The organism is Streptococcus bovismuti (assembly GCF_042436615.2).
Taxonomy (GTDB): domain Bacteria; phylum Bacillota; class Bacilli; order Lactobacillales; family Streptococcaceae; genus Streptococcus.
In genome coordinates, this window is the sequence record NZ_JBHMFR020000005.1 from 78,997 (window position 1) to 102,809 (window position 23,813).

The 23,813-nt window shown below is 40.4% G+C and carries 21 protein-coding genes; 18 read left to right on the forward strand and 3 right to left on the reverse strand.

Translation table 11 applies throughout. The features are described 5' to 3' along the window. Positions 1-93: 93 nt before the first annotated feature. On the reverse strand, positions 94-864 hold the full coding sequence (locus tag ACERDH_RS06605; RefSeq protein ID WP_386684867.1) for a response regulator transcription factor: 771 nt from the start codon (positions 862-864) through the stop codon (positions 94-96). Beyond that, entirely contained in the window at positions 857-2,506 is a 1,650-nt protein-coding gene (locus tag ACERDH_RS06610; RefSeq protein ID WP_386684864.1) for a sensor histidine kinase, read from the reverse strand. The genes ACERDH_RS06605 and ACERDH_RS06610 overlap by 8 nt, the downstream gene beginning before the upstream one ends. A gap of 147 nt (positions 2,507-2,653) precedes the next feature. Between ACERDH_RS06610 and leuS the strand changes: the two genes are divergently transcribed. The 5 genes from leuS (at position 2,654) to ACERDH_RS06635 (ending at position 8,414) form a co-directional block, all read left to right on the forward strand. Beyond that, complete coding sequence (leuS, locus tag ACERDH_RS06615) at positions 2,654-5,155, forward strand: leucine--tRNA ligase (protein ID WP_386684861.1); 2,502 nt, start codon at positions 2,654-2,656, stop codon at positions 5,153-5,155. Positions 5,156-5,247: 92 nt separating this feature from the next. Further along, on the forward strand, positions 5,248-5,703 hold the full coding sequence (locus ACERDH_RS06620; RefSeq protein ID WP_049510961.1) for a MarR family transcriptional regulator: 456 nt from the start codon (positions 5,248-5,250) through the stop codon (positions 5,701-5,703). A 56-nt stretch (positions 5,704-5,759) separates the two neighbouring features. Then, positions 5,760-6,992 (forward strand): acyl-CoA thioesterase/BAAT N-terminal domain-containing protein, encoded by a 1,233-nt coding sequence (locus ACERDH_RS06625; protein WP_386684857.1) that lies wholly within the window; start codon positions 5,760-5,762, stop codon positions 6,990-6,992. A gap of 298 nt (positions 6,993-7,290) precedes the next feature. Continuing rightward, a complete protein-coding gene (locus ACERDH_RS06630; protein ID WP_049499490.1) occupies positions 7,291-7,986 on the forward strand; it encodes a GNAT family N-acetyltransferase in 696 nt (231 codons plus the stop codon). Between the two features lie 11 nt (positions 7,987-7,997). Then, the gene (locus ACERDH_RS06635; protein ID WP_386684853.1) at positions 7,998-8,414 is read left to right on the forward strand and encodes a GNAT family N-acetyltransferase; all 417 of its coding nucleotides are present in this window, start codon (positions 7,998-8,000) and stop codon (positions 8,412-8,414) included. A gap of 567 nt (positions 8,415-8,981) precedes the next feature. Here the strand turns inward: ACERDH_RS06635 and ACERDH_RS06640 are convergent. Beyond that, the gene (locus ACERDH_RS06640) at positions 8,982-9,074 is read right to left on the reverse strand and encodes a type I toxin-antitoxin system Fst family toxin (protein WP_042901701.1); all 93 of its coding nucleotides are present in this window, start codon (positions 9,072-9,074) and stop codon (positions 8,982-8,984) included. A 133-nt stretch (positions 9,075-9,207) separates the two neighbouring features. Between ACERDH_RS06640 and ruvB the strand changes: the two genes are divergently transcribed. The 13 genes from ruvB (at position 9,208) to ACERDH_RS06705 (ending at position 23,792) form a co-directional block, all read left to right on the forward strand. Further along, positions 9,208-10,206 carry a Holliday junction branch migration DNA helicase RuvB gene (ruvB, locus tag ACERDH_RS06645; RefSeq protein WP_386684849.1) on the forward strand — a complete coding sequence of 333 codons (999 nt, stop codon included), beginning with the start codon at positions 9,208-9,210 and terminating at the stop codon, positions 10,204-10,206. After that, positions 10,187-10,759, forward strand: coding sequence for a nucleotidyltransferase family protein (locus ACERDH_RS06650; RefSeq protein ID WP_049502636.1), 573 nt, complete (start codon positions 10,187-10,189; stop codon positions 10,757-10,759). Before ruvB ends, ACERDH_RS06650 begins: the two co-directional genes overlap by 20 nt. 336 nt (positions 10,760-11,095) lie before the next feature. After that, on the forward strand, positions 11,096-11,854 hold the full coding sequence (gene uppS / locus ACERDH_RS06655; RefSeq protein WP_386684845.1) for an undecaprenyl pyrophosphate synthase: 759 nt from the start codon (positions 11,096-11,098) through the stop codon (positions 11,852-11,854). 8 nt (positions 11,855-11,862) lie between these two features. Beyond that, positions 11,863-12,666 (forward strand): phosphatidate cytidylyltransferase, encoded by an 804-nt coding sequence (locus tag ACERDH_RS06660; RefSeq protein WP_000189852.1) that lies wholly within the window; start codon positions 11,863-11,865, stop codon positions 12,664-12,666. Between the two features lie 21 nt (positions 12,667-12,687). Beyond that, on the forward strand, positions 12,688-13,947 hold the full coding sequence (rseP, locus tag ACERDH_RS06665; protein WP_386684841.1) for an RIP metalloprotease RseP: 1,260 nt from the start codon (positions 12,688-12,690) through the stop codon (positions 13,945-13,947). Positions 13,948-13,959: 12 nt separating this feature from the next. After that, positions 13,960-15,813 carry a proline--tRNA ligase gene (locus ACERDH_RS06670; protein ID WP_386684838.1) on the forward strand — a complete coding sequence of 618 codons (1,854 nt, stop codon included), beginning with the start codon at positions 13,960-13,962 and terminating at the stop codon, positions 15,811-15,813. 98 nt (positions 15,814-15,911) lie between these two features. Next, positions 15,912-17,291: a 6-phospho-beta-glucosidase gene (gene bglA, locus ACERDH_RS06675; RefSeq protein ID WP_386684835.1), complete on the forward strand. Its 1,380-nt coding sequence runs from the start codon at positions 15,912-15,914 to the stop codon at positions 17,289-17,291. A gap of 191 nt (positions 17,292-17,482) precedes the next feature. Beyond that, positions 17,483-19,291 (forward strand): glutamine--fructose-6-phosphate transaminase (isomerizing), encoded by a 1,809-nt coding sequence (glmS, locus tag ACERDH_RS06680; RefSeq protein ID WP_386684832.1) that lies wholly within the window; start codon positions 17,483-17,485, stop codon positions 19,289-19,291. A 119-nt stretch (positions 19,292-19,410) separates the two neighbouring features. Then, on the forward strand, positions 19,411-20,460 hold the full coding sequence (locus tag ACERDH_RS06685; protein WP_386684829.1) for an LLM class flavin-dependent oxidoreductase: 1,050 nt from the start codon (positions 19,411-19,413) through the stop codon (positions 20,458-20,460). A 220-nt stretch (positions 20,461-20,680) separates the two neighbouring features. Then, on the forward strand, positions 20,681-21,688 hold the full coding sequence (locus tag ACERDH_RS06690) for a uroporphyrinogen decarboxylase family protein (protein WP_386684826.1): 1,008 nt from the start codon (positions 20,681-20,683) through the stop codon (positions 21,686-21,688). 9 nt (positions 21,689-21,697) lie between these two features. Next, complete coding sequence (locus ACERDH_RS06695; RefSeq protein ID WP_004256687.1) at positions 21,698-21,901, forward strand: hypothetical protein; 204 nt, start codon at positions 21,698-21,700, stop codon at positions 21,899-21,901. Between the two features lie 2 nt (positions 21,902-21,903). Then, positions 21,904-22,902, forward strand: a complete 999-nt coding sequence (locus ACERDH_RS06700) for a uroporphyrinogen decarboxylase family protein (RefSeq protein ID WP_004256690.1) — start codon at positions 21,904-21,906, stop codon at positions 22,900-22,902. A gap of 11 nt (positions 22,903-22,913) precedes the next feature. Then, entirely contained in the window at positions 22,914-23,792 is an 879-nt protein-coding gene (locus ACERDH_RS06705; RefSeq protein ID WP_386684821.1) for a transporter substrate-binding domain-containing protein, read from the forward strand. Positions 23,793-23,813 lie beyond the last annotated feature (21 nt).

Consider the following 23,813-nt stretch of genomic DNA (forward strand, 5'->3'; position numbering starts at 1 on the left):
CTCAAAGCTATGATTTGAGTAGTTAGCACTTTGATTTTCATTGAGTAAAAGTACAAAATAAAAAGATTGCCTGAGCTGAGCAATCCTTTTACATTAATGGTTTTTATCCATAAGTTTTAATTCTTTTGGAGAAATATGGAGATACTTTTTAAAAACTTTGGCAAAATATTTATAGTCTGAAAATCCAACTTGTTCAGAGATATCGCTTAAGGGAGAATTAGGGGACTCAGCCATTTTATCTATAGCTTGCTTGAGGCGGTAGCGTAAGATATATTCATTTAGCGTCATTGGGAAGTCTTCTTTGATAACCTTATATAGATAACTTTCACTATAGACTAGATTCTCTGCAATGGTAGAAATGGTAAAGTGCATGCAGTAGTGTTGGTGCACAAATTCAAGAATTTGCTGAATGATTTGGTTTTGTGTATCAACTTGTTGGATGGAGGTGAGCAAAGTTTGATATTCTTCTAAAAAAGGAGTTTCTTGATAAGTGCTAACTCGTAATCGCAAAACAATTTTTTGAAGACATTCTGTCAACTCCTTGGTATCAATTGGTTTGGATAAGAAATCAACTGCTCCATATTGCATGGCTTTTTTGGCATTTTGAAAATCGTTATAACCTGATAAGATAACTTTTTCATAAGAAAGGGTACGAGTGGCTTCGAACATCATGAAAGCATCCATAATTGGCATTGTGATGTCTGTTAAGACAATATGAGGTTCTTTTTCTTGGATGAGTTTCATTCCCTCTTGACCGTGACTAGCAGTTCCTACAACTTGGATACCTAAGGCAGAGTAGTCTACGGCAATCTCTAGCCATTTTCGAATGAGGTGTTCGTCTTCTACGATAATGAGCTTAAACATGAGTTAGTCCTTTCGTTATAAATTTGACCCAAGTTTCTCCTTGGCGATTGACTCCTAAATCTAGCTGGACATCAGAAAAGAAATTGCTCAATCGTTTATAGCTGTTAACGATGCCATGTTGGGTATGAGGGCTTTCTAAAGAGTCTAAAATAGCGAGTCGCTCTTGTTTGGTGAGTCCTCCAGCATTATCCTTGACTAAAAAAGTTAGAGAGTCTGCTTCCAAGGTAATTTGGATATCTATATGAAGATCAATACGGTATTGCATCCCATATTTTATAGCATTTTCTACTAGAGGAAGCAAAAAAAGTTTAGGAATAGCTTGATTATCGATAGTTTCCGGACATACAATATTATAGGAAAAGTGCTCGAAACGAATTTTATGAATAATAAGATAATCCTCTATAATCTTTAAATCTTGACAAATGGTTGTTTCTTTTTCTAAATCCGTGATACTGTAGCGAAGAATGCGCGTGAGATTTTGAATCAGATTTTGTGTGAGAGCTGCATCCATTAAAGAAGTGATTTTAATCGTTTCAAGTGTATTGTAGAGAAAATGAGGATTGAACTGAGCTTCCAACATTTTTCTTTCAAAAATCCACTTTTCTTTTTCTATGGTCAACATTTTCTGATGAAGTTGATCTAATTCATACAACATATTATTAATTTTTTCGGCCATAAACTCAAACTCATCACCTGTTTGTAGATAGAGCTTTTTTTCTGCTTGTTTGGGAATTTCTTGAAGTTGGTAAACTAAGCTTTCAATAGGAACAGCGTTGTGTGTAGCAATCTTATGAGCAATTCGTCTTGCTTGCCAGAAGTAGAGGAAGAATATACATAAGGTGAGAATGGATGCTAGGCCGAGTAAGCTAGGAATGGGAAAGAAGGATTGAAAAGTATAGATTGAAAAAATAGCACCGACTTTTTCTTTTTGAACAATAAGCGGTTCATTCGCATACCAGTGGGTGCGAGAGTGTAGGAGCTTTTCATCAAATTTTTCAAGAGTGGAACGAGTAAATTGATTTGTGTTGTTGGAAAACATATTTCCAAAGTTATCGGTAATGATATATTTAGAATTTATAATTGGGAAACTTGAGATGAAATCATTCTCATTTACGAAAGCAATAGTATAGGCCTTAACTCGTTGGTTTTGAAGTAGTGGTTTGATAAAGAGTGTGTAGTGTTGTTTATCTGAAGAGAGTGCAATTTTTTCTGTCACTTTTTCTTGAGAAGGATTTTGAATGAGCAGTTTTAGATAATAGGGTGATAAAATACTTTCTTGATGATTTCGATTGGTACTAAATAGTAATTCACCTGTATCACTTAGGATAATGAGATCAGAACTAAGTTTTAATTTAGCCTTTGTCTCGTAAAATAAGCTAAAGACTTCTCGCTCTGTGTGTTTACCATCCAAAAATCCAGGAATCATTTTATAGTTCATAGTGGTTAGGAGTTCACTATTTGCTTTTTTCATCTCTTGAACTTGTTTGACAATCTGTCTCGTATCATTGGATAGTTGTTGCCTTTGTAAAAAATAGGAAAAACCAAAAAGTAAAATAAGTAGTAAAAGAGAGGTCACAAAGGCTGCGATAGAGCTTCTATGGAGAATTTCTTTTTGGAGAGATTTTTTAAAAGAATGAGACATCCATTACCTCCTTAAAAGGGTTTTCTATTATAAGTATAGCAGTTTAAAAAATCTAGAGCAAGGTAAAATAGAAAAGTATAGAATAGAACGAGACCAAATTCCCCCAAAAATGGTATAATAGTAACATCACAAAATTGGAGAGAGACCATGAGTTTTTACAATCATAAAGAAATTGAGCCTAAGTGGCAGGGCTACTGGGCAGAACATCATACATTTAAGACTGGAACAGATGCATCAAAACCGAAGTTTTATGCTCTCGATATGTTCCCTTATCCGTCTGGAGCGGGTCTGCACGTAGGGCACCCAGAAGGCTATACTGCAACCGATATCCTCAGCCGTTACAAACGTGCGCAAGGCTACAATGTCCTTCACCCAATGGGTTGGGATGCTTTTGGTTTGCCTGCAGAGCAATATGCTATGGATACTGGTAATGATCCAGCAGAATTTACAGCGGAAAATATTGCCAACTTCAAACGCCAAATCAATGCGCTTGGATTTTCTTATGACTGGGATCGTGAAGTCAATACAACAGATCCAAACTACTACAAGTGGACTCAATGGATTTTCACCAAGCTTTACGAAAAAGGCTTGGCCTATGAAGCTGAAGTACCAGTAAACTGGGTTGAGGAATTGGGAACTGCCATTGCAAATGAAGAAGTGCTTCCTGACGGAACTTCTGAGCGTGGAGGCTATCCAGTTGTCCGCAAACCAATGCGCCAATGGATGCTCAAAATCACGGCTTACGCAGAGCGCTTGCTCAATGACTTAGATGAACTTGATTGGCCAGAGTCTATCAAGGACATGCAACGCAACTGGATTGGGAAATCCACTGGTGCTAATGTAACTTTTAAAGTAAAAGGAACAGACAAGGAATTTACAGTCTTTACTACTCGTCCTGATACTCTTTTCGGTGCGACTTTCACTGTCTTGGCTCCTGAACATGAATTAGTAGACGCTATCACAAGTTCAGAGCAAGCTGAAGCAGTTGCAGACTACAAACACCAAGCTAGCCTCAAGTCTGACTTGGCTCGTACAGACCTTGCCAAAGAAAAAACTGGTGTTTGGACCGGTGCTTATGCCATCAACCCTGTCAATGGCAAGGAAATCCCAATCTGGATTGCGGATTATGTTCTTGCTAGTTACGGTACAGGTGCCGTTATGGCTGTGCCAGCCCATGACCAACGTGACTGGGAATTTGCCAAACAATTTGACCTTCCAATCGTCGAAGTACTTAAAGGTGGAAACGTTGAAGAAGCTGCCTATACAGAGGATGGTCTTCATGTCAATTCAGACTTCCTAGATGGATTCAACAAAGAAGAAGCGATTGCTAAGATCGTGGCTTGGTTGGAAGAAAAAGGCTGTGGTCAAGAGAAGGTTACCTACCGTCTCCGCGATTGGCTCTTTAGCCGTCAACGTTACTGGGGTGAACCAATTCCTATCATTCATTGGGAAGATGGAACTTCAACAGCTGTTCCTGAAAGTGAATTGCCACTTGTCTTGCCTGTAACCAAGGACATCCGTCCCTCAGGTACTGGGGAAAGTCCACTAGCTAACTTGACAGATTGGCTTGAAGTGACCCGTGAAGATGGTGTCAAGGGTCGCCGCGAAACCAATACTATGCCACAGTGGGCTGGTTCAAGCTGGTACTACCTCCGCTATATTGATCCACACAATACTGAGAAATTAGCCGATGAGGATCTTCTCAAACAATGGTTGCCAGTAGATATCTACGTGGGTGGTGCAGAGCATGCTGTTCTTCACTTGCTTTACGCTCGTTTCTGGCACAAATTCCTCTATGACCTCGGTGTTGTTCCAACTAAGGAACCATTCCAAAAACTCTTTAACCAAGGAATGATTTTGGGAACAAGCTACCGTGACCACCGTGGGGCTCTTGTGGCGACTGATAAGGTTGAAAAACGTGACGGTTCTTTCTTCCATGTAGAAACGGGGGAAGAGTTGGAGCAAGCACCAGCCAAGATGTCTAAATCGCTCAAGAACGTTGTTAACCCAGATGATGTGGTGGAACAATACGGTGCTGACACCCTTCGTGTTTATGAAATGTTCATGGGACCACTTGATGCTTCGATTGCTTGGTCAGAAGAAGGTCTGGAAGGAAGCCGTAAGTTCCTTGACCGTGTTTACCGTTTGATTACAAGCAAGGAAATTGTTGCAGAAAACAATGACTCTATCGACAAGGTATACAACGAAACCGTTAAAGCTGTCACAGAGCAAATAGAATCATTGAAATTCAACACAGCCATTGCCCAACTTATGGTCTTTGTCAACGCTGCCAATAAGGAAGACAAACTTTATGTAGACTACGCCAAAGGCTTTATCCAATTGATTGCACCATTTGCGCCTCACTTGGCAGAAGAACTCTGGCAAACTGTTGTGGCAACAGGTGAGTCAATCTCTTACGTGGCTTGGCCAACATGGGACGAAAGTAAATTGGTTGAAGACGAAATCGAAATCGTTGTCCAAATCAAAGGAAAAGTTCGTGCCAAACTCATGGTAGCTAAAGACCTATCACGCGAAGAATTACAAGAAATTGCTCTTGCTGATGAAAAAGTCAAAGCGGAAATTGACGGTAAGGAAATCGTGAAGGTGATTGCAGTACCTAACAAACTCGTTAACATTGTTGTGAAATAAGATAGGAATCCTTCAGAGTAGAATCTGGGGGATTTTTTATTTGACAGGAAGTTTCTGTTTTGTTAATATGATTAACAAAGGAAAGAGAGATTATGGATAAAAAAGAATTTATTGCATTTAATAATCGTTTCAATAGATTTATTTTAGCGTTTGACCAGTTAAAAAAAAATCAACATAAAAGTGGTGTTGACAAATCCATTACTTTGAATGAGGTACATTTGATTGTTGTGATTGGGGAAAATCAGCCCTTAAATCTAGTAAAATTATCTGAATTATTAGAAGTTTCAAGAAGTGCAATAACTCAAAGTGTTAGGAGATTGATTCAAAAAAATTTAGTTGTTTTTGATTTTGATCCGAATAATGGGAAAAATAAATATTTGAGATTATCTGAAAAAGGCATCGAAATTTTTAAAATCCATAAGGAGCAACAAGAATATATTGAAAAATCAATCTTTTCAGTTTTAAACAACTATAGCGAGGTGGAACTTAAAACAGTTGTGAAATTGATGGATGATATTGAAAAGGTGTGGGGAGAATTACCGTGGTAAAAGTCACGGTAAATTTCAAATATAATTGTTAAGCAAATTAACAAAAAGGAGAAGATATGACTGTAAACATAGAACTGATTTCACAAACAGATTTAGCGGATGAATCTTTTTATATTGCTATTAATGGTTTAGAACCAAGGGCAATGTATTGTGTAGAAATGTACCTGTCTGATTATTACTGTATAAATGCTCCCTTGCTTTTAGATCATGATGTTATATGGAAATCAACCGCAATTTTTTTATCTGATCAGGACGGTATGATTGATACCTCTCAGACAGCATCTATTTCGGGATCTTATAAAGGAGTTTCAGAAATGGGATTATTCTTTAATGCGAAACCGTTGAAGAATAGGAAAAGGAGATTACCGAGTTCTCTTGATAGAATTCCATTACGAGATTGTTTTGGTGTTGAAATTAAAATCAGGCTGGGGAAAGATATGGTCGCGGAGCAAAGTTTTGTAAGGCGTTATATGAATCTGGGAGTAAGATATCAAGATATCTATGACAAGCATTTTCAAGGTCGATTATTTTATGATGAAAAGTTAAGAAGGGCGCCAGCCGTGATTATTGTTAGCGGTAGTGAGGGAAGAATTGAAAAAGCTCAGAATATTGCCCAACTTTTATCTTCTAGAGGCTATATTTGTCTTGCAATAGCTTATTTTGGTTTAGAGGGATTACCTCAAAATTTAGAACGAATTCCAATAGAATGTCTGGAGGAAGCGAAAGATTTTCTATATCATCATCCTCAAGTTGATAATACAAAAATAGGAATATATGGTCGATCTAAAGGAGCAGAGCTTGTTCTGGCTGGACAAAGTATTTTGGATGATGTGCAATGTTTAGTACTCAATTCTCCCTCAAATGTAATATTTGAGGGAATAAAGGGAAAACTTAATTCTCATTCATCTTCTTGGACATATTTACAAAAGGAACTTCCTTATCAAAAATTTCAGTTAGGAGATTATTTGTTAAACAAGTTTTTTGGAAAACATATTCCTGAAGATAGTAGGGCTCAGATTGATGTGAGTAAAATTTCCTCCCCTTTATTATTACTAGGAAGCGATGTTGATGAAATATGGAATGCATCATCCGCGATAGATGATATCATTTCACATTATAAAGGGGAATCCATTTTGTTTAAAAAATACCATGAAACAGGGCATATGTTGACGGTTGCTTATCAACCGAATCATCGTTATCGAAAAGATTGGCGCTTATTAATGAAAGAAAGTGTAGACTCTTGGCTTGTTACGATAAATTTTTTTGATACACATCTGAAAAATTTGTAGATAGTGCTGAACCGTACTATAATAGTCCCAACTAAGATAAAAATACAGTTTTAGTTGGTAGTTCAGTATACAAAAGTAAACACTAAAACAAGAGAAATTTGAACTCAAATAGTAAAAACGTAGAGAGAAGCACAAGGGGCATTAACTCCCTCGTTCCCATATTTGATTATTCCTCCATAAAGTGGATGGATGATTTTTATAAGAGGAGTTTGCATTATTGAATAGAAAACCAAGTGTTTCCTAAAATTTTCATTGAGATATGTTATACTATATTCAATAAGTGAATAAGGAGAATGCTATGCCAGTAAACGAATATGGTCAAATGGTTGGGGAGTCAATGGAAGGTTATACACCAGGTGAATTGCCTTCTATTGATTTCTTAGAAGGGCGTTATGCTCGGATAGAGGCTCTCTCGGTAGAAAAACATGCGGAGGATTTGCTAGCTGTTTATGGCCTGGATACTCCTCGGGAGATGTGGACCTACCTTTTTCAGGAGCCAGTAGCAGATATGGAGGAGTTGGTTAGCCTTTTAAATCAGATGTTGGCTCGTAAGGACCGTTTTTACTATGCAATCATAGACAAGGCAACTGGTAAGGCTTTGGGAACTTTTTCTCTCATGCGCATTGACCAAAATAACCGAGTGATAGAAGTGGGAGCGGTCACTTTTTCTCCAGAGCTCAGGGGAACACGAATAGGGACAGAAGCTCACTATCTCTTGGCGCGCTATGTTTTTGAGGAGCTTAACTATCGTCGCTACGAATGGAAATGTGATTCTCTTAATCTGCCATCCAGACGAGCTGCGGAGCGTTTGGGATTTGTCTATGAAGGGACCTTCCGCCAGGCAGTCGTATATAAGGGGCGTACTCGTGATACGGATTGGTTGTCTATGATTGATAAGGACTGGCCCAAAGTCAAAGCTCGATTGGAAGCATGGTTGGCTCCTGAAAATTTTGATAAAAATGGACGACAGTACAAGAGCTTAAGAGAGCTTTAATAGGTGTTGACATGATCACTATTAAAAAGCAAGAAATTGTCAAGTTAGAGGATGTTTTGCATCTCTATCAGGCTGTCGGTTGGACAAATTATACCCATCAACCAGAGATGCTGGAGCAGGCCTTATCTCATTCATTAGCGATTTATGTGGCGCTTGATGATGATACTGTGGTGGGCTTGATTCGTTTGGTTGGAGATGGTTTTTCGTCAGTTTTTGTACAGGATTTGATTGTTTTACCTAGCTATCAGCGCCAAGGAATTGGTAGCTCCTTGATGAAAGAGGCTTTAGAGGATTTTAAAGAGGTTTATCAAGTCCAGCTGGCGACAGAACAGACAGAAAAAAACGTTGGATTTTATCGTTCTATGGGGTTTGAAACTTTATCCACCTATGATTGTACAGGAATGATTTGGGTAAACAGAGAAAAATAACAAAACTTGTTTGTTATTAAGCAAAGTTTAAGGCTGGTCTAGTATGATATAACCATTAAATAAAGACCTCCTAACTTTATTTAATGAAATCCTAAAACTTTTTTCATCATAATCTCCTAATGAAGCCACCCAATCAGGTGGCTTTTTTCGTGGGTAGGTGATGGTGATAGAATTTTTTTGCAAAATAGTAAAATTTGCGAAAAGTTAAGCTAGTTTTAAGTTTCGTCTTGTATCATATAGTTATTAAATAAAGACCTCCTAACTTTATTTAATAAAATCCTAAACTTTTCTTTTTCATAATAATCTCCCTTAACTCCACCCAATCAGGTGGAGTTTTTTGGCTCTATTTCAGACTTTTGGGGACTATTATAAACATCATTTTCCGATAACTTTCGCTTAATTATTGGATATGGGTTAAAGCTTGACAAGCTAAATAGATGAGGATGTAAAGTTTTGACAAAATTTGTGAACTGTGGGATAATAAAAGGGAATTAAGTATTGTGTCTATATCATAGGCTAGAAAAGACCCCAAGCTCACGTCCAAATAAGCTTGGGGTCTTTTTGACACTATTTGTCCTTGTTTAGCCATTTATCGACTAAGCGAAGAACAACACCGACCGCGATTGGTCCGATGATAGTTTTAAGTATTGTATCCATCATAGGCTATCTCACCTCCCTTCGTAGGCGGTGTAGAAGTGCCGTAGAATATTATACCACATAAGTGCTAAACTCGGGAGGCACCCAATCAGGTGCCTTTTTTGTTTGTGGCTTGGTTTTTTGATATAATGGAAACATGAGTAGAATTTTAGATAATGAGATAATGGGGGATGAGGAGTTAGTAGAGCGCACGCTCCGTCCTCAGTATTTACGTGAATATATCGGTCAGGATACAGTCAAGGACCAGCTTCAAATCTTTATAGAAGCTGCCAAAATGCGGGATGAAGCGCTGGATCATGTGCTCTTATTTGGCCCTCCAGGCTTGGGAAAAACGACCATGGCTTTTGTTATTGCCAACGAACTAGGTGTCAATCTCAAGCAGACGTCTGGGCCTGTCATTGAAAAAGCTGGGGATTTGGTAGCGATTTTGAATGACTTAGAGCCTGGGGATGTTCTCTTTATTGATGAGATTCATCGTTTGCCCATGTCAGTGGAAGAGGTGCTTTATAGTGCTATGGAGGATTTCTACATTGACATCATGATTGGGGCTGGTGAAGGCAGTCGCAGTGTTCATTTGGAGTTGCCACCTTTCACTTTGATTGGTGCGACGACTCGGGCTGGTATGCTCTCAAATCCGCTACGGGCACGTTTTGGAATTACAGGTCACATGGAGTATTATGCCCATGCTGACTTGACGGAAATTGTTGAGCGGACGGCAGATATTTTTGAGATGGAAATCACTCATGAGGCAGCATCCGAGCTGGCCCTACGTAGTCGTGGGACCCCTCGTATTGCCAATCGTCTCCTCAAGCGTGTGCGCGATTTTGCCCAGATAATGGGGAATGGGGTTATCGATGATGTTATTACTGATAAGGCTTTGACTATGCTGGATGTTGACCATGAAGGTCTGGACTATGTGGACCAGAAAATCCTTCGCACCATGATTGAGATGTACGGTGGTGGTCCTGTTGGTCTAGGAACTCTTTCTGTTAACATAGCAGAAGAGCGTGAGACAGTTGAAGACATGTATGAGCCCTACTTGATTCAAAAAGGTTTTATCATGCGGACACGTTCTGGACGGGTGGCGACTGCTAAGGCATATGAGCATTTAGGGTATGAATATATTGAAAAATAAGGCTGAAATTTTAGACTCTTTCAGAGAAAATCCGGATATGATGGCTATTTTGACTATCATCCGAAACCTTGGTCTGAAAGATTCTTGGTTGGCAGCAGGTTCTGTCAGAAATTTTATCTGGAATCTCTTGTCAGAGAGACCAGCATTTGATCTTGAAACAGATGTAGATGTGATTTTCTTTGATCCGGATATTTCTTATGAGGAAACCTTGTTCCTAGAGAAAAAGTTGAGAGCGGATTTTCCTCAGTATCAGTGGGAATTGAAAAATCAGGTCTATATGCACCAGCACAGCCCTCATACTGCTCCCTATAGCAGCTCTTGTGATGCTATGAGTAAGTATCCAGAACGATGTACGGCTGTTGGACTGCGCTTGAATGAAAAATCCGTTTTGGAACTCTTTACTCCATACGGTTTGGAGGATATTTTGAATTTTCAAGTTCGTCCAACTCCTCATTTTTTAGAGAATCAAGACCGAATGGTTCTCTATCGAACACGTCTATCCAAGAAAAATTGGCAGGAGAAATGGAAAAATTTGATTTTAAAAAATACTTAAGGAAACTTTAAGCTAGGAAGTGTATACTAAGTCCATAAGTTAAGAAGACCTTAACTTAAACTCCTAAAACTTTTTCATAATAATCTCCCTATAAAAAATAGAGTCGCCCAATCAGGCGGCTTATTTTTTTGAAAAATGGGCTTGGTGCCTGAGAATAATACTCAATGAAAATCAAAGAGCAAACTAGGAAGCTAGCCGCAGGCTGTACTTGAGTACGGCAAGGTGAAGCTGACGTGGTTTGAAGAGATTTTCGAAGAGTATAAATAGCTTAGTGATAGAAGAAAATAGGGAAATATGGTATAATGAAACGATAGATTTTTGAATAGGAATAAGATCATGTTTGGATTTTTTAAGAAAGATAGGGCTGTGGAAGTAGAGGTTCCGACACAGGTTCCTGCTCATATCGGCATCATCATGGATGGCAATGGCCGTTGGGCTAAAAAACGTATGCAACCGAGGGTTTTTGGACATAAGGCGGGCATGGAAGCATTGCAAACTGTGACCAAGGCAGCCAACAAACTAGGCGTTAAGGTTATTACAGTTTATGCTTTTTCTACGGAAAATTGGACTCGTCCAGATCAGGAAGTCAAGTTTATCATGAACTTGCCAGTAGAGTTTTATGATAATTATGTCCCGGAATTGCATGCGAATAATGTTAAGATTCAAATGATTGGGGAGACAGACCGCCTGCCTAAGCAAACCTTTGAAGCTCTGACTAAAGCTGAGGAATTGACTAAGAACAACACAGGGTTGATTCTTAATTTTGCCCTCAACTATGGTGGACGTGCTGAGATTACACAGGCTCTTAAGTTGATTTCCCAGGATGTGTTAGATGCCAAAATCAACCCAGGTGACATCACAGAGGAATTGATTGGCAACTATCTCTTCACCCAGCATTTGCCTAAGGAGTTACGAGACCCAGACTTGATTATCCGTACTAGTGGAGAATTGCGTTTGAGCAATTTCCTTCCATGGCAGGGAGCCTATAGTGAGCTCTATTTTACGGATACCTTGTGGCCTGATTTTGACGAGGTGGCTTTGCAGGAAGCCATTCTTGCCTATAATCGTCGTCATCGTCGATTTGGAGGAGTTTAGGAGGAAATATGACACAGGATTTACAGAAAAGAACCTTGTTTGCAGGGATTGCCCTGGCTATTTTCCTACCAATTTTAATGATTGGGGGACTCTTGCTTCAGATAGCAATTGGAATCATAGCCATGCTAGCAATGCATGAACTTTTGAAGATGAGAGGTCTAGAGACCATGACCATGGAGGGCCTCTTGACCCTCTTTGCAACCTTTGCCTTGACCATTCCTTTGGAGAATTACCTGACTTTTTTACCAGTTGATGGGAATGTGGTTGCCTATAGTGTGTTGATTTCAATCATGTTAGGAACGACTGTGTTTAGCAAGTCCTATACGATTGAGGATGCGGTTTTCCCTCTTGCTATGAGTTTCTATGTGGGCTTTGGTTTTAATGCTCTATTAGATGCTAGAATTGCAGGTTTAGATAAGGCACTATTAGCCTTGTGTATTGTTTGGGCAACAGACAGTGGTGCCTATCTTGTTGGGATGAACTATGGTAAACGAAAATTAGCTCCGACAGTTTCTCCAAATAAAACCTTTGAGGGTGCCTTGGGTGGTATTTTAGGTGCTATTTTAGTAACTATCATCTTTATGATGTTTGACAGAACAGTTGCTCTTCCGTATGGAATTTACAAGATGTCAGTCTTTGCTATTTTCTTTAGCATTGCTGGACAATTTGGTGATTTACTAGAAAGTTCGATCAAGCGTCACTTTGGTGTCAAGGATTCTGGGAAATTTATTCCTGGACATGGTGGTGTTTTGGATCGTTTCGATAGTATGTTGCTTGTATTTCCAATTATGCACTTGTTTGGACTCTTTTAATCAAAAGACGGAGGAAATACTATGCTCGGAATTTTAACCTTTATTCTGGTTTTTGGGATTATTGTAGTGGTGCACGAGTTCGGACATTTCTACTTTGCCAAGAAATCAGGGATTCTAGTGCGTGAATTTGCCATTGGTATGGGTCCCAAAATCTTTGCTCACATTGGCAAGGATGGAACGGCCTATACCATTCGAATCTTGCCTCTGGGTGGCTATGTTCGCATGGCCGGTTGGGGTGATGATACAACTGAAATCAAGACAGGAACTCCTGTCAGTTTGACTCTTGCTGATGATGGTAAGGTTAAGCGCATCAATCTTTCAGGTAAAAAATTGGATCAAACAGCTCTTCCTATGCAGGTGACCCAGTTTGATTTTGAAGACAAGCTCTTTATCAAGGGCTTGGTTCTGGAAGAAGAAAAAACATTTGCAGTGGATCACGATGCAACGGTTGTGGAAGCAGATGGTACTGAGGTTCGGATTGCACCTTTAGATGTTCAATATCAAAATGCGACTATCTGGGGGAAACTCATTACTAATTTTGCAGGCCCTATGAACAACTTTATCTTAGGTGTCGTTGTTTTCTGGATTTTAATCTTCATGCAGGGTGGTGTCAGAGATGTCGATACCAACCAGTTCCATATTATGCCCCAAGGGGCCTTGGCTAAGGTGGGAGTACCAGAAACGGCACAAATTACCAAGATTGGCTCACATGAGGTTAGCAACTGGGAAAGTTTGATTCAAGCTGTGGAATCAGAAACCAAAGATAAGACGGCACCAACCTTGGATGTGACTATTTCTGAAAAGGGTAGTGATAAACAAGTTATGGTTACTCCGGAAGAAAGTCAAGGCCGTTACCTTCTAGGTGTTCAACCGGGAATTAAGTCAGATTTTCTATCCATGTTTGTAGGTGGTTTTACAACTGCTACTGACTCGGCCCTCCGAATTCTCTCAGAACTGAAAAATTTGATTTTCCAACCGGATTTGAACAAGCTGGGTGGACCTGTTGCTATCTTTAAGGCAAGTAGTGATGCTGCTAAAAATGGAATTGAGAATGTCTTGTACTTCTTGGCAGTGATTTCCATCAATATTGGGATTTTTAATCTTATTCCGATTCCAGCTCTGGATGGTGGTAAGATTGTGCTCAATATCCTAGAAGCTATCCGCCGCAAACCATTGAAACAAGAAATTGAAACCTATGTCACCTTGGCCGGAGTGGTCATCATGGTTGTCTTGATGATTGCTGTGACCTGGAATGACATTATGCGACTCTTTTTTAGATAATCGAGGAATATTATGAAACAAAGTAAAATGCCTATCCCAACGCTTCGCGAAATGCCAAGCGATGCTCAAGTTATCAGTCACGCTCTTATGTTGCGTGCTGGTTATGTTCGCCAAGTATCTGCAGGTGTTTATTCTTACCTACCACTTGCCAACCGTGTGATTGAAAAAGCTAAAAGCATCATGCGCCAAGAATTCGACAAGATTGGTGCCGTTGAGATGTTGGCTCCTGCTCTTCTTAGTGCAGAGTTGTGGCGCGAATCAGGTCGTTATGAAACTTACGGTGAAGACCTTTACAAACTAAAGAACCGTGAAAAATCAGACTTTATCCTAGGTCCAACTCACGAAGAAACCTTTACAGCTATTGTCCGTGATTCTGTTAAGTCTTACAAGCAGTTGCCACTTAACCTTTATCAAATCCAGCCTAAGTATCGTGATGAAAAACGCCCACGTAATGGACTTCTCCGTACACGTGAGTTCATCATGAAAGATGCTTACAGTTTCCACGCTAACTATGATAGCTTGGACAGTGTTTACGATGAGTACAAGGCTGCTTATGAGCGTATTTTCACTCGTAGTGGTTTAGATTTCAAGGCTATTATCGGTGACGGTGGAGCCATGGGTGGTAAGGACAGCCAAGAATTTATGGCTATTACACCTGCTCGTACAGATCTTGACCGCTGGGTTGTCTTGGACAAGTCAGTTGCCTCATTTGATGAAATTCCTGCAGAAGTGCAAGAAGAAATCAAGGCAGAATTGCTCAAATGGATGGTCTCTGGTGAAGATACCATTGCTTACTCAAGTGAGTCTAGCTATGCAGCTAACTTGGAAATGGCAACAAATGAGTACAAACCAAGCAACCGTGTTGTCGCCGAAGAAGAAGTGACTCGTGTTGCAACACCAGATGTTAAATCAATCGATGAAGTTGCAGCCTTCCTCAACGTTCCAGAAGAACAAACGATTAAAACCCTCTTTTACATGGCAGATGGTGAGCTTGTTGCAGCTCTTCTAGTTGGAAATGATCAACTTAACGAAGTCAAGTTGAAAAACCACTTGGGAGCAGATTTCTTTGACGTTGCTAGTGAAGAAGAAGTGGCGAATCTTGTTCAAGCAGGATTTGGTTCACTTGGACCAGTTGGTTTGCCAGAGAATGTTAAAATTATTGCAGATCGTAAGGTGCAAGATGTTCGCAATGCAGTTGTCGGTGCTAACGAAGATGGCTACCACTTGACTGGTGTGAATCCAGGTCGTGATTTTACTGCAGAATATGTGGATATCCGTGAAGTTCGTGAGGGTGAAATTTCCCCAGACGGGCAAGGAGTCCTTAACTTTGCGCGTGGTATCGAAATTGGTCACATCTTCAAACTCGGCACTCGCTATTCAGCAAGCATGGGAGCAGATGTTTTGGATGAAAATGGCCGTGCTGTGCCAATTATTATGGGATGTTACGGTATCGGTGTTAGCCGTCTCCTTTCAGCAGTGATGGAGCAACACGCTCGCCTCTTTGTTAATAAAACGCCAAAAGGTGAATACCGTTACGCTTGGGGAATCAACTTCCCTAAAGAATTGGCACCATTTGATGTGCACTTGATCACTGTCAATGTTAAGGATGAAGAAGCGCAGGCCTTGACAGAAAAGCTTGAAGCAAGCTTGATGGGAGCTGGTTACGAAGTCTTGACAGATGACCGTAATGAACGTGTCGGAGTCAAATTCAGCGATAGTGACTTGATTGGATTGCCTATCCGTATCACTGTTGGTAAAAAAGCGGCCGATGGTATCGTCGAAGTGAAGATTAAAGCGACTGGTGACACCATCGAAGTTCATGCTGATAACGTGCTTGAAACGCTTGAAATCCTTAGCAAGAAATAAAAACTATAATCAGAAGAAAAACAAGGAAAAAATGTAACTAGTTTTTACCTTGTTTTTTCTGTATAATGGGAAAAATGACTAGATAAAGAGGTAAATGTATGCTAAGATTTCCAAAGGATTTTGTCTGGGGATCCTCTACTTCTGGACCACAAACAGAAGGACGTGTAGCTGGTGACGGTAAGGGAGATAATCTCTGGGATTATTGGTACCAAGTGGAGCCAAATCGTTACTATAATGGGATTGGTCCAGATAAGACATCGACCTTTTATGAACATTGGGAACAGGATATCGAGCTTTTGTTAGAGACTGGTCACACAGCCTTTCGGACTTCTATTCAGTGGTCACGGATTTTTCCACAAGGGCGTGGGGAAGTCAATTCTCAAGGTGTAGACTTTTACCGTAAGGTCTTTGAGGCTATTAAGGCTAAGGGGATTCGTCTTTTAGTCAATCTTTATCATTTTGATTTGCCTTTTGCTCTTCAAGAAGATGGTGATGGTTGGGAAAATAAGGCGACAGTTTCAGCCTATGAAGACTATGCTCGTTTTTGTTTTGAGACTTATGGAGATTTAGTGGATCAATGGATTACCTTTAACGAGCCCATCGTTCCTGTAGAATTTGGCTATTTTTACGATGCCCATTATCCACATAAGGTGGATGCAGAGGCAGCCGTTAAAGTAGCTTATCATACACAATTGGCCAGCAGTCGGGCGGTTAAGGCTTGTCATGAACTCTTGCCTGATTCCAAGATTGGGATTGTCCTCAACTTGACACCGGCTTATCCACGTAGCCAGCATCCTGCTGATGTCAAGGCTGCTCGTATTGCGGACCTTTTTCAGGCCCAATCTTTCTTAGATCCGTCTGTTTTGGGGACTTATCCACAGGAATTGGTAGAAATCTTGTATGAACACGGTCTCTTGCCTGATGCTACAGAGGAAGAGTTGGAGCTCATTCGTGACAATACAGTAGATTTTCTTGGTGTCAACTACTATCAACCTTTGCGTGTTATGGCACCTCGATTTGCTAAGCATCCAGAGAGTCCGCTCTTACCAGAACATTTTTACGAGCCTTATGTGATGCCTGGACGTAAAATCAATCCTCATCGTGGCTGGGAGATTTATGAGCAAGGGATTTATGACATTGCCCAAAATATCAAGGAAAATTATGGTAATATCGAGTGGATGTTGACAGAGAATGGTATGGGTGTTGAAGGAGAAGAAAAATTCCGTGAGAATGGAATGATTCAAGATGATTATCGTATTGACTTTGTAAAAGGTCATCTTCGTGAACTTCACCGTGCCATTGAAGACGGAGCCAATTGTAAGGGCTACTTGATTTGGACCTTTATCGATTGCTGGTCATGGCTCAATAGCTATAAAAACCGATATGGTCTAGTTGAGCTTGACTTGGAAACGCAAGAACGTCGTCTGAAAAAGTCAGGGCACTGGTTCAAGGAATTAAGCGATAATAATGGATTTTAAAAAGGACTTTGACTGATTATCCTAATTGGTCAGAGTTTTTTATTTATAAGAAGTTGGTATGAACTATACCAATTTTTACTCTTGACAAGTGAAAGAAACAAGTATATACTGTTTTTGCTGATTCTATAAAAGAGGAATTAGACTATACCAATTTTAAGGAGAAAGCACAGCTGGTCTGTGTCGTATATACTATGTGTGGAATTGTTGGTGTTGTTGGAAACACAAATGCAACTGATATTTTGATTCAAGGGCTTGAAAAGCTCGAATACCGTGGCTATGATTCTGCGGGAATTTTTGTCCTAGGTGGTGCTGAAAACCACCTAGTCAAGGCTGTAGGCCGTATCGCAGAATTATCTGCTAAGACAGCTGGTGTTGAGGGAACAACGGGTATCGGACATACTCGTTGGGCGACTCACGGAAAACCAACGGAAGACAATGCACACCCACACCGATCTGAGACAGAACGTTTTGTCTTGGTTCACAATGGGGTCATTGAGAACTATCTTGAAATCAAGGAAGAATACCTTGCTGGTCACCACTTCAAAGGGCAAACAGATACTGAAATCGCTGTTCACTTGATTGGAAAATTTGTGGAAGAAGATGGCTTATCAGTTCTTGAAGCCTTCAAAAAAGCTCTTCACATCATCCGTGGTTCTTATGCCTTTGCCTTGATTGACTCACAAGATCCTGAAGTCATCTATGTGGCTAAGAATAAATCACCACTTTTGATTGGGCTTGGGGAAGGCTATAACATGGTCTGCTCAGACGCAATGGCTATGATTCGTGAGACCAACCAATATATGGAAATTCATGACCAAGAGTTGGTAATCGTCAAGGCTGATAGTGTCGAAGTTCAAGATTATGATGGCAATCACCGTGAGCGTGCTAGCTATACTGCAGAGCTTGACTTGTCAGATATCGGTAAGGGAACTTATCCTTACTATATGCTTAAGGAAATCGATGAGCAACCAACTGTTATGCGTAAACTCATCCAAGCCTACACAGATGAGGCTGGTCAAGTAGTGGTTGACTCTGCTATCATCAAGGCTGTTCAAGATGCAGACCGCATCTACATCCTTGCAGCTGGAACATCTTACCACGCAGGATTTGCTTCTAAGAAGATGCTGGAAGAATTGACTGATACACCAGTTGAACTTGGAATCTCATCTGAGTGGGGCTACAGTATGCCACTGCTCAGCAAGAAACCACTCTTCATCTTTATCAGCCAATCTGGTGAAACAGCTGATAGCCGTCAGGTTTTGGTCAAGGCTAATGAAATGGGAATCCCAAGCTTGACAGTGACAAACGTACCAGGTTCAACTCTTTCACGTGAAGCCAACCATACCATGCTTCTTCATGCGGGTCCTGAAATTGCCGTAGCATCAACCAAGGCCTATACAGCGCAAATTGCAGCCCTTGCCTTTCTTGCAAAAGCAGTCGGTGAAGCGAACGGCAATGCTAAAGCGCAAGCCTTTGACCTAGTTCATGAATTGTCAATTGTAGCTCAGTCTATCGAATCAACTCTTTCAGAGAAAGAAACCATTGAATCTAAGGTTCGTGAACTTCTTGAAACAACACGCAACGCCTTTTATATCGGACGCGGTCAAGATTACTATGTAGCTATGGAAGCAAGTCTCAAACTCAAAGAGATTTCTTACATCCAGTGTGAAGGCTTTGCGGCAGGAGAACTCAAGCACGGGACTATTGCCTTGATTGAAGAAGGAACGCCTGTCTTGGCCCTCTTGTCAGATCCAGTTCTTGCCAACCACACTCGTGGAAATATCCAAGAGGTGGTAGCCCGTGGTGCCAAGGTTCTCACTATCGCAGAAGAGAATGTAGCCAAAGATACAGACGATATCATCCTTACGACTGTACACCCTTACCTCTCACCGATTTCAATGGTTGTACCAACGCAATTGGTCGCTTACTTTGCAACACTCCACCGTGGGCTTGATGTGGACAAACCACGTAATCTTGCTAAGTCAGTAACGGTAGAATAAACTAAAAAAAGTCTAGTTATCTAGGCTTTTTCTTATGAGCAAATTGGTTGCTTGTACTCAAGTTTCGTGTTAGAATAACTTTTCAAATTGCAGGAAAGAAATAGACGGGGAGAATCACAATGGTAGAATTGGGAATTTCAACATTTGGAGAAACAACGGTGCTTGAAGGGACTGGGCAGACTTACAGTCATGCTAAACGAATTCGCCAGTTGGTGGCGGAGATTGAGCTGGCTGACAAGCTTGGTTTGGATGTGTATGGGATTGGTGAGCACCATCGAGCGGATTTTGCGATATCTGCGCCAGAGATTGTTCTGGCAGCTGGGGCAGTCAATACCAAGAAGATTCGTTTGACCAGTGCAGTCAGCATTCTCTCAAGTATGGATCCGATTCGATTGTTCCAACAATATGCCACTATCGATGCTTTGTCAAATGGACGTGCGGAGATTATGGCCGGAAGGGGTTCTTTCACGGAATCTTTTCCCTTGTTTGGCTATGATTTGAAAGACTACGAAGCTCTTTTTGATGAGAAATTAGACTTGCTTCAATTAGTCAATGAAAAGATAAAACTAGATTGGCAAGGTCGATTGACCCAAACAATCTCTAGCAAAGAAGTTTATCCTCGTCCAGTTCAGGACAAATTGCCCTTGTGGATAGCGACAGGTGGTCATGTCGAATCAACTGTGAAGATTGCTCAGGCTGGTCTACCGATTGTTTATGCTATTATTGGTGGCAATCCGCGTTATTTTAAAAAGTTGATTCAGGCTTATCGTGAGATTGGAAGCGAAGCGGGTTATGCCAGTCAGGAACTAAAGGTTGGAGCTCATTCTTGGGGTTGGATTGCTGAAGATGGTGAGCAGGCTGTAAAAGATTATTTCCATCCGACTAAGCAAGTGGTGGATGCTATTTCCAAAGACCGTCCGCACTGGCAGGAATTGCGTTATGAGCAATATTTGGAGCAAGTTGGGCCAAATGGTGCTATGTTTGTGGGCAATTCAGATCAGGTGGCCGAAAAATTGATTCGCATGATTGAAGACTTAGGTTTGGATCGCTTTATGTTGCACCTACCTCTTGGTTCTATGCCTCATGAACAAGTCCTGAGAGCTATTGAACTCTTCGGTACACAAGTTGTACCCAAAGTACGGGCTTATTTTGCCATGAAAGAGGCTTAATAAAAAATCCTAATCAGGCTGATAAAAAATCTATATAACAACTATTTTAAAAAAGCAATAAACAGAAAAGAATCTCTGAAAAGCTAGTAAAATCAAGCTTTCCAGAGGTTTTTTTCTCTATTGATATAAACAATCTCAATCAAGTCGATAGTCAATATATATTGGGAAAAGGTCAAAAGGAGTGGTAAGATGGTTTCAATCCAAATGGAAGGAGAAAAGTATGACAAGTAAAAGAGAGCTAGTTTTTAAAGCCATCCGAGGAGAAGAGGTGGAACGAGTTCCTGTAGGCTTTTGGTTTCATTTTGTAACACTGGAGGAAAAAGGGCAAGGTTTAAATAACCCACGTATCTTTCAAAAAAGTGTAGAGGGACATCGGGAGTACGTTGAAAAAATTCATCCTGATTTTGTCAAAATGATGAGTGACGGATTTTTTATTTATCCAAGTAATGTCTACAGTCCTTTGGTTTCAAGTATTCAGGAGCTGGCTTCTATTGAGTCGATTGGTGAAAACCATCCTTGGATTCAGCAACAAGTAGAAGTGGTACAAGACATTCGAGAGACCTTCACTGAGGAGATTGCTTCATTCTACAATATCTTTTCTCCAATTTCCTATCTGAAAAGATGGTTTCGTACAGAGACTTCTAGAGGTGATAAGGAGGTTGCAGATATTTTTCTTGAAAATCCAGAGTTATTCAGTGAAATTTTAGACGTGATAGCAGAGGATATCGCTATCCTAACTAAAAAAATCATTCAGGATGGTGGAGCAGATGGAATCTATCTCAGTACTCAAGAAATTCAGGATGAGCGCATCACAGCAGAATTGTATCAGACCTATATTGAGCCAAGCAACATAAAGGTTTTAGAAGCTGCCAATCAGGTAGGTGGGGTAAATATCCTGCATATCTGCGGTTTCCAAGGTGCCAGTAACAATGTGACTATTTTCAAAGATTATCCAGCCCAGGTTTTCAATTGGGCAACCCACCATGAAGCAGTCAGTTTACCTCAAGGTCAGGAGCTATTTCATGGCAAAGCGGTCTTGGGTGGTTTTGAAAATGGGAAGCAGAGCCTGCTTTATGGAGGTAGCAAGGCTAAACTACAAGAGGAAACCAAACGCTTGTTAGCTGAGGCTGGGACTAGAGGGGTCCTTCTTGGAGCGGATTGTACAGTTCCAGATGACTTTGAATTAGAAAGATTGGACTGGATTCGTCAGGCTGCTATTTTAGAATAGGAGGGCCTTATGAAAAGAAAAAAGTGGCTATTGGCAGGGATGGTCCTTGGCTTTGTCATCCTACTTGCGATTAGTATTACCAAGGGATTTAATTGTAAGGAAGGGTCAAGATGTCATGGGATTCAGGATTTTCAGAAGGGAAGTCTTCCTTTTATTCAAACCAATGATATTGCCAGTGTTTTATTAGTCGAAAAAGAAAGAAATGGAGAATAGAGATGTCAGAAAAAAGAGAATGGGTTTTAAAAGCATTTAGAGGAGAAGTGGTTGACCGTGTACCTGTAGGTTTTTGGCACCACTTTACATCAGAAGAGGAATGGTTAAAGGGATTTTCCAATCCTGTGATTATTGAAAAGAACATACAAGGTCACAAACAATTTATCCGTGAACTAAATCCAGACTTTATCAAGTTGATGAGTGATGGCTATTTTGCTTATCCAAATCCAGTTATTGCCAAAGGGAAGTCACTCCAAGAGCTGGCGGAGATTCAACCTCTGGGTGAAGATCATCCGTGGATTAGAGAGCAGGTAGAATTAGTGAAGAAGATTAAGCAGGAGTTTACGGAGGACATTGTTGCTATTTACAATATTTTTGCGCCTGTGACCTACCTCAAATGGTTACTTGGAGAAGTGTCTGGTGGAGATGATCTCATTGCAGATTTCTTAGTTCAAGATTCTCAGAAATTGAAAAAAGTCCTTGATGTGATTGCGCAAGATATCGCTAGCTTGAGTCAAGCTATTATTAAAGATGCAGGAGCAGACGGTATTTATCTCAGTGTGCAAAGTATTCAGGATGCGCGTGTTTCTGCTGAAGCCTATCAGGAGATTATTGCACCGAGTGAACTGACTGTTTTAAAAGCGGCTAAGTCGGTTGGTGGGGTAAATATCCTTCATATCTGTGGCTATGAAGGAGCTCGAAACGATATTCATATCTTTGCCGACTATCCAGCTCATGTTTTTAACTGGGCAGTTGGTCCAGAAGGAATTAGCCTAAAAGAAGGTCGTGAGATTTTCAAGGGTCGTGCTGTTCTGGGAGGATTTGAAAACGGTAAAGATGGCCTTCTTTATCGAGGCAGTAAGGAAGAAATTCAAGCTGAAACCAAACGATTGGTAGAAGAAACAGGAAAAGAGGGCTTCATACTTGGAGCAGATTGTACCATTCCGAGTGATATTGCAGTGGAGCGTATCCAGTGGGTGAGAGAGGCATTAGATAAATAAAGGAGAAGAATATGAGTAAGAAAACATGGATTATTGGTGGAGTTGCGGTTGCGGCAGTGCTTGGAGCAACGATTATTGGTAGAACTTTGGCGGGAGCATCTGCTAAAGGTGCAGATGCAGTTTCATCTGGACAAGTAACAACTTTAAAAGTTGCCCATACTCAAAACTATGTCCCTTATGATTTTATTGACGAAAAAGGGGAATCAGATGGTTATGAAGTCGCTGTTTTAAAGGCGGTTGATGAGAAATTAGCAGATTATAAATTTGAGTATACTGGAACTAGTGATGATGATCTCTTGATTGGACTTGAGTCTGGCAAGTACGATATTGGAACTAAAGGTGCTTGGTATACAGATGAACGGGCTAAGAAATTTATTATTCCATCTGAGCCAGTAGGAGCCAGCATTATTGGTTTTACTGTTAGAAAAGAAGATGAAGCCAAATATAAGAATATTGATGATTTTGCCAAAAATAAAGGGAAATTAGTACCCATCTCTCCTCAAAATGCTCAGTGGAATGTCATCAATAGTTATAACGAGAAGCATAAGGATGCACCAATTGAGTTGACAGCTGCTGAATCTTTCAAAGTGGCAGACGCTTATGCTTGGGTTTTAGAAGGACGTTATGATGCCTTCTTTGATATCAAACTTTCTTTTGAAAAAGCAGTGACAGCTGAGGATGGTTCTTACCACCAATATGCGGACAAACTTAGCTGGTTCCCATATAAAGGAATCCCGACCTATCCATTGATTCACCGTGATGAAAAGGGCGAGAAGTTTGCTAAAGAATATGAAAAAGCGATTAAAGAATTAAAAGAAGACGGTACTCTAGCTAAACTTTCTCAAAAATACTTTAAAGAAGATGTCTTTAGTTATGTTGATAAAGATTAGATAAGCAAGCAGGTATGTTAG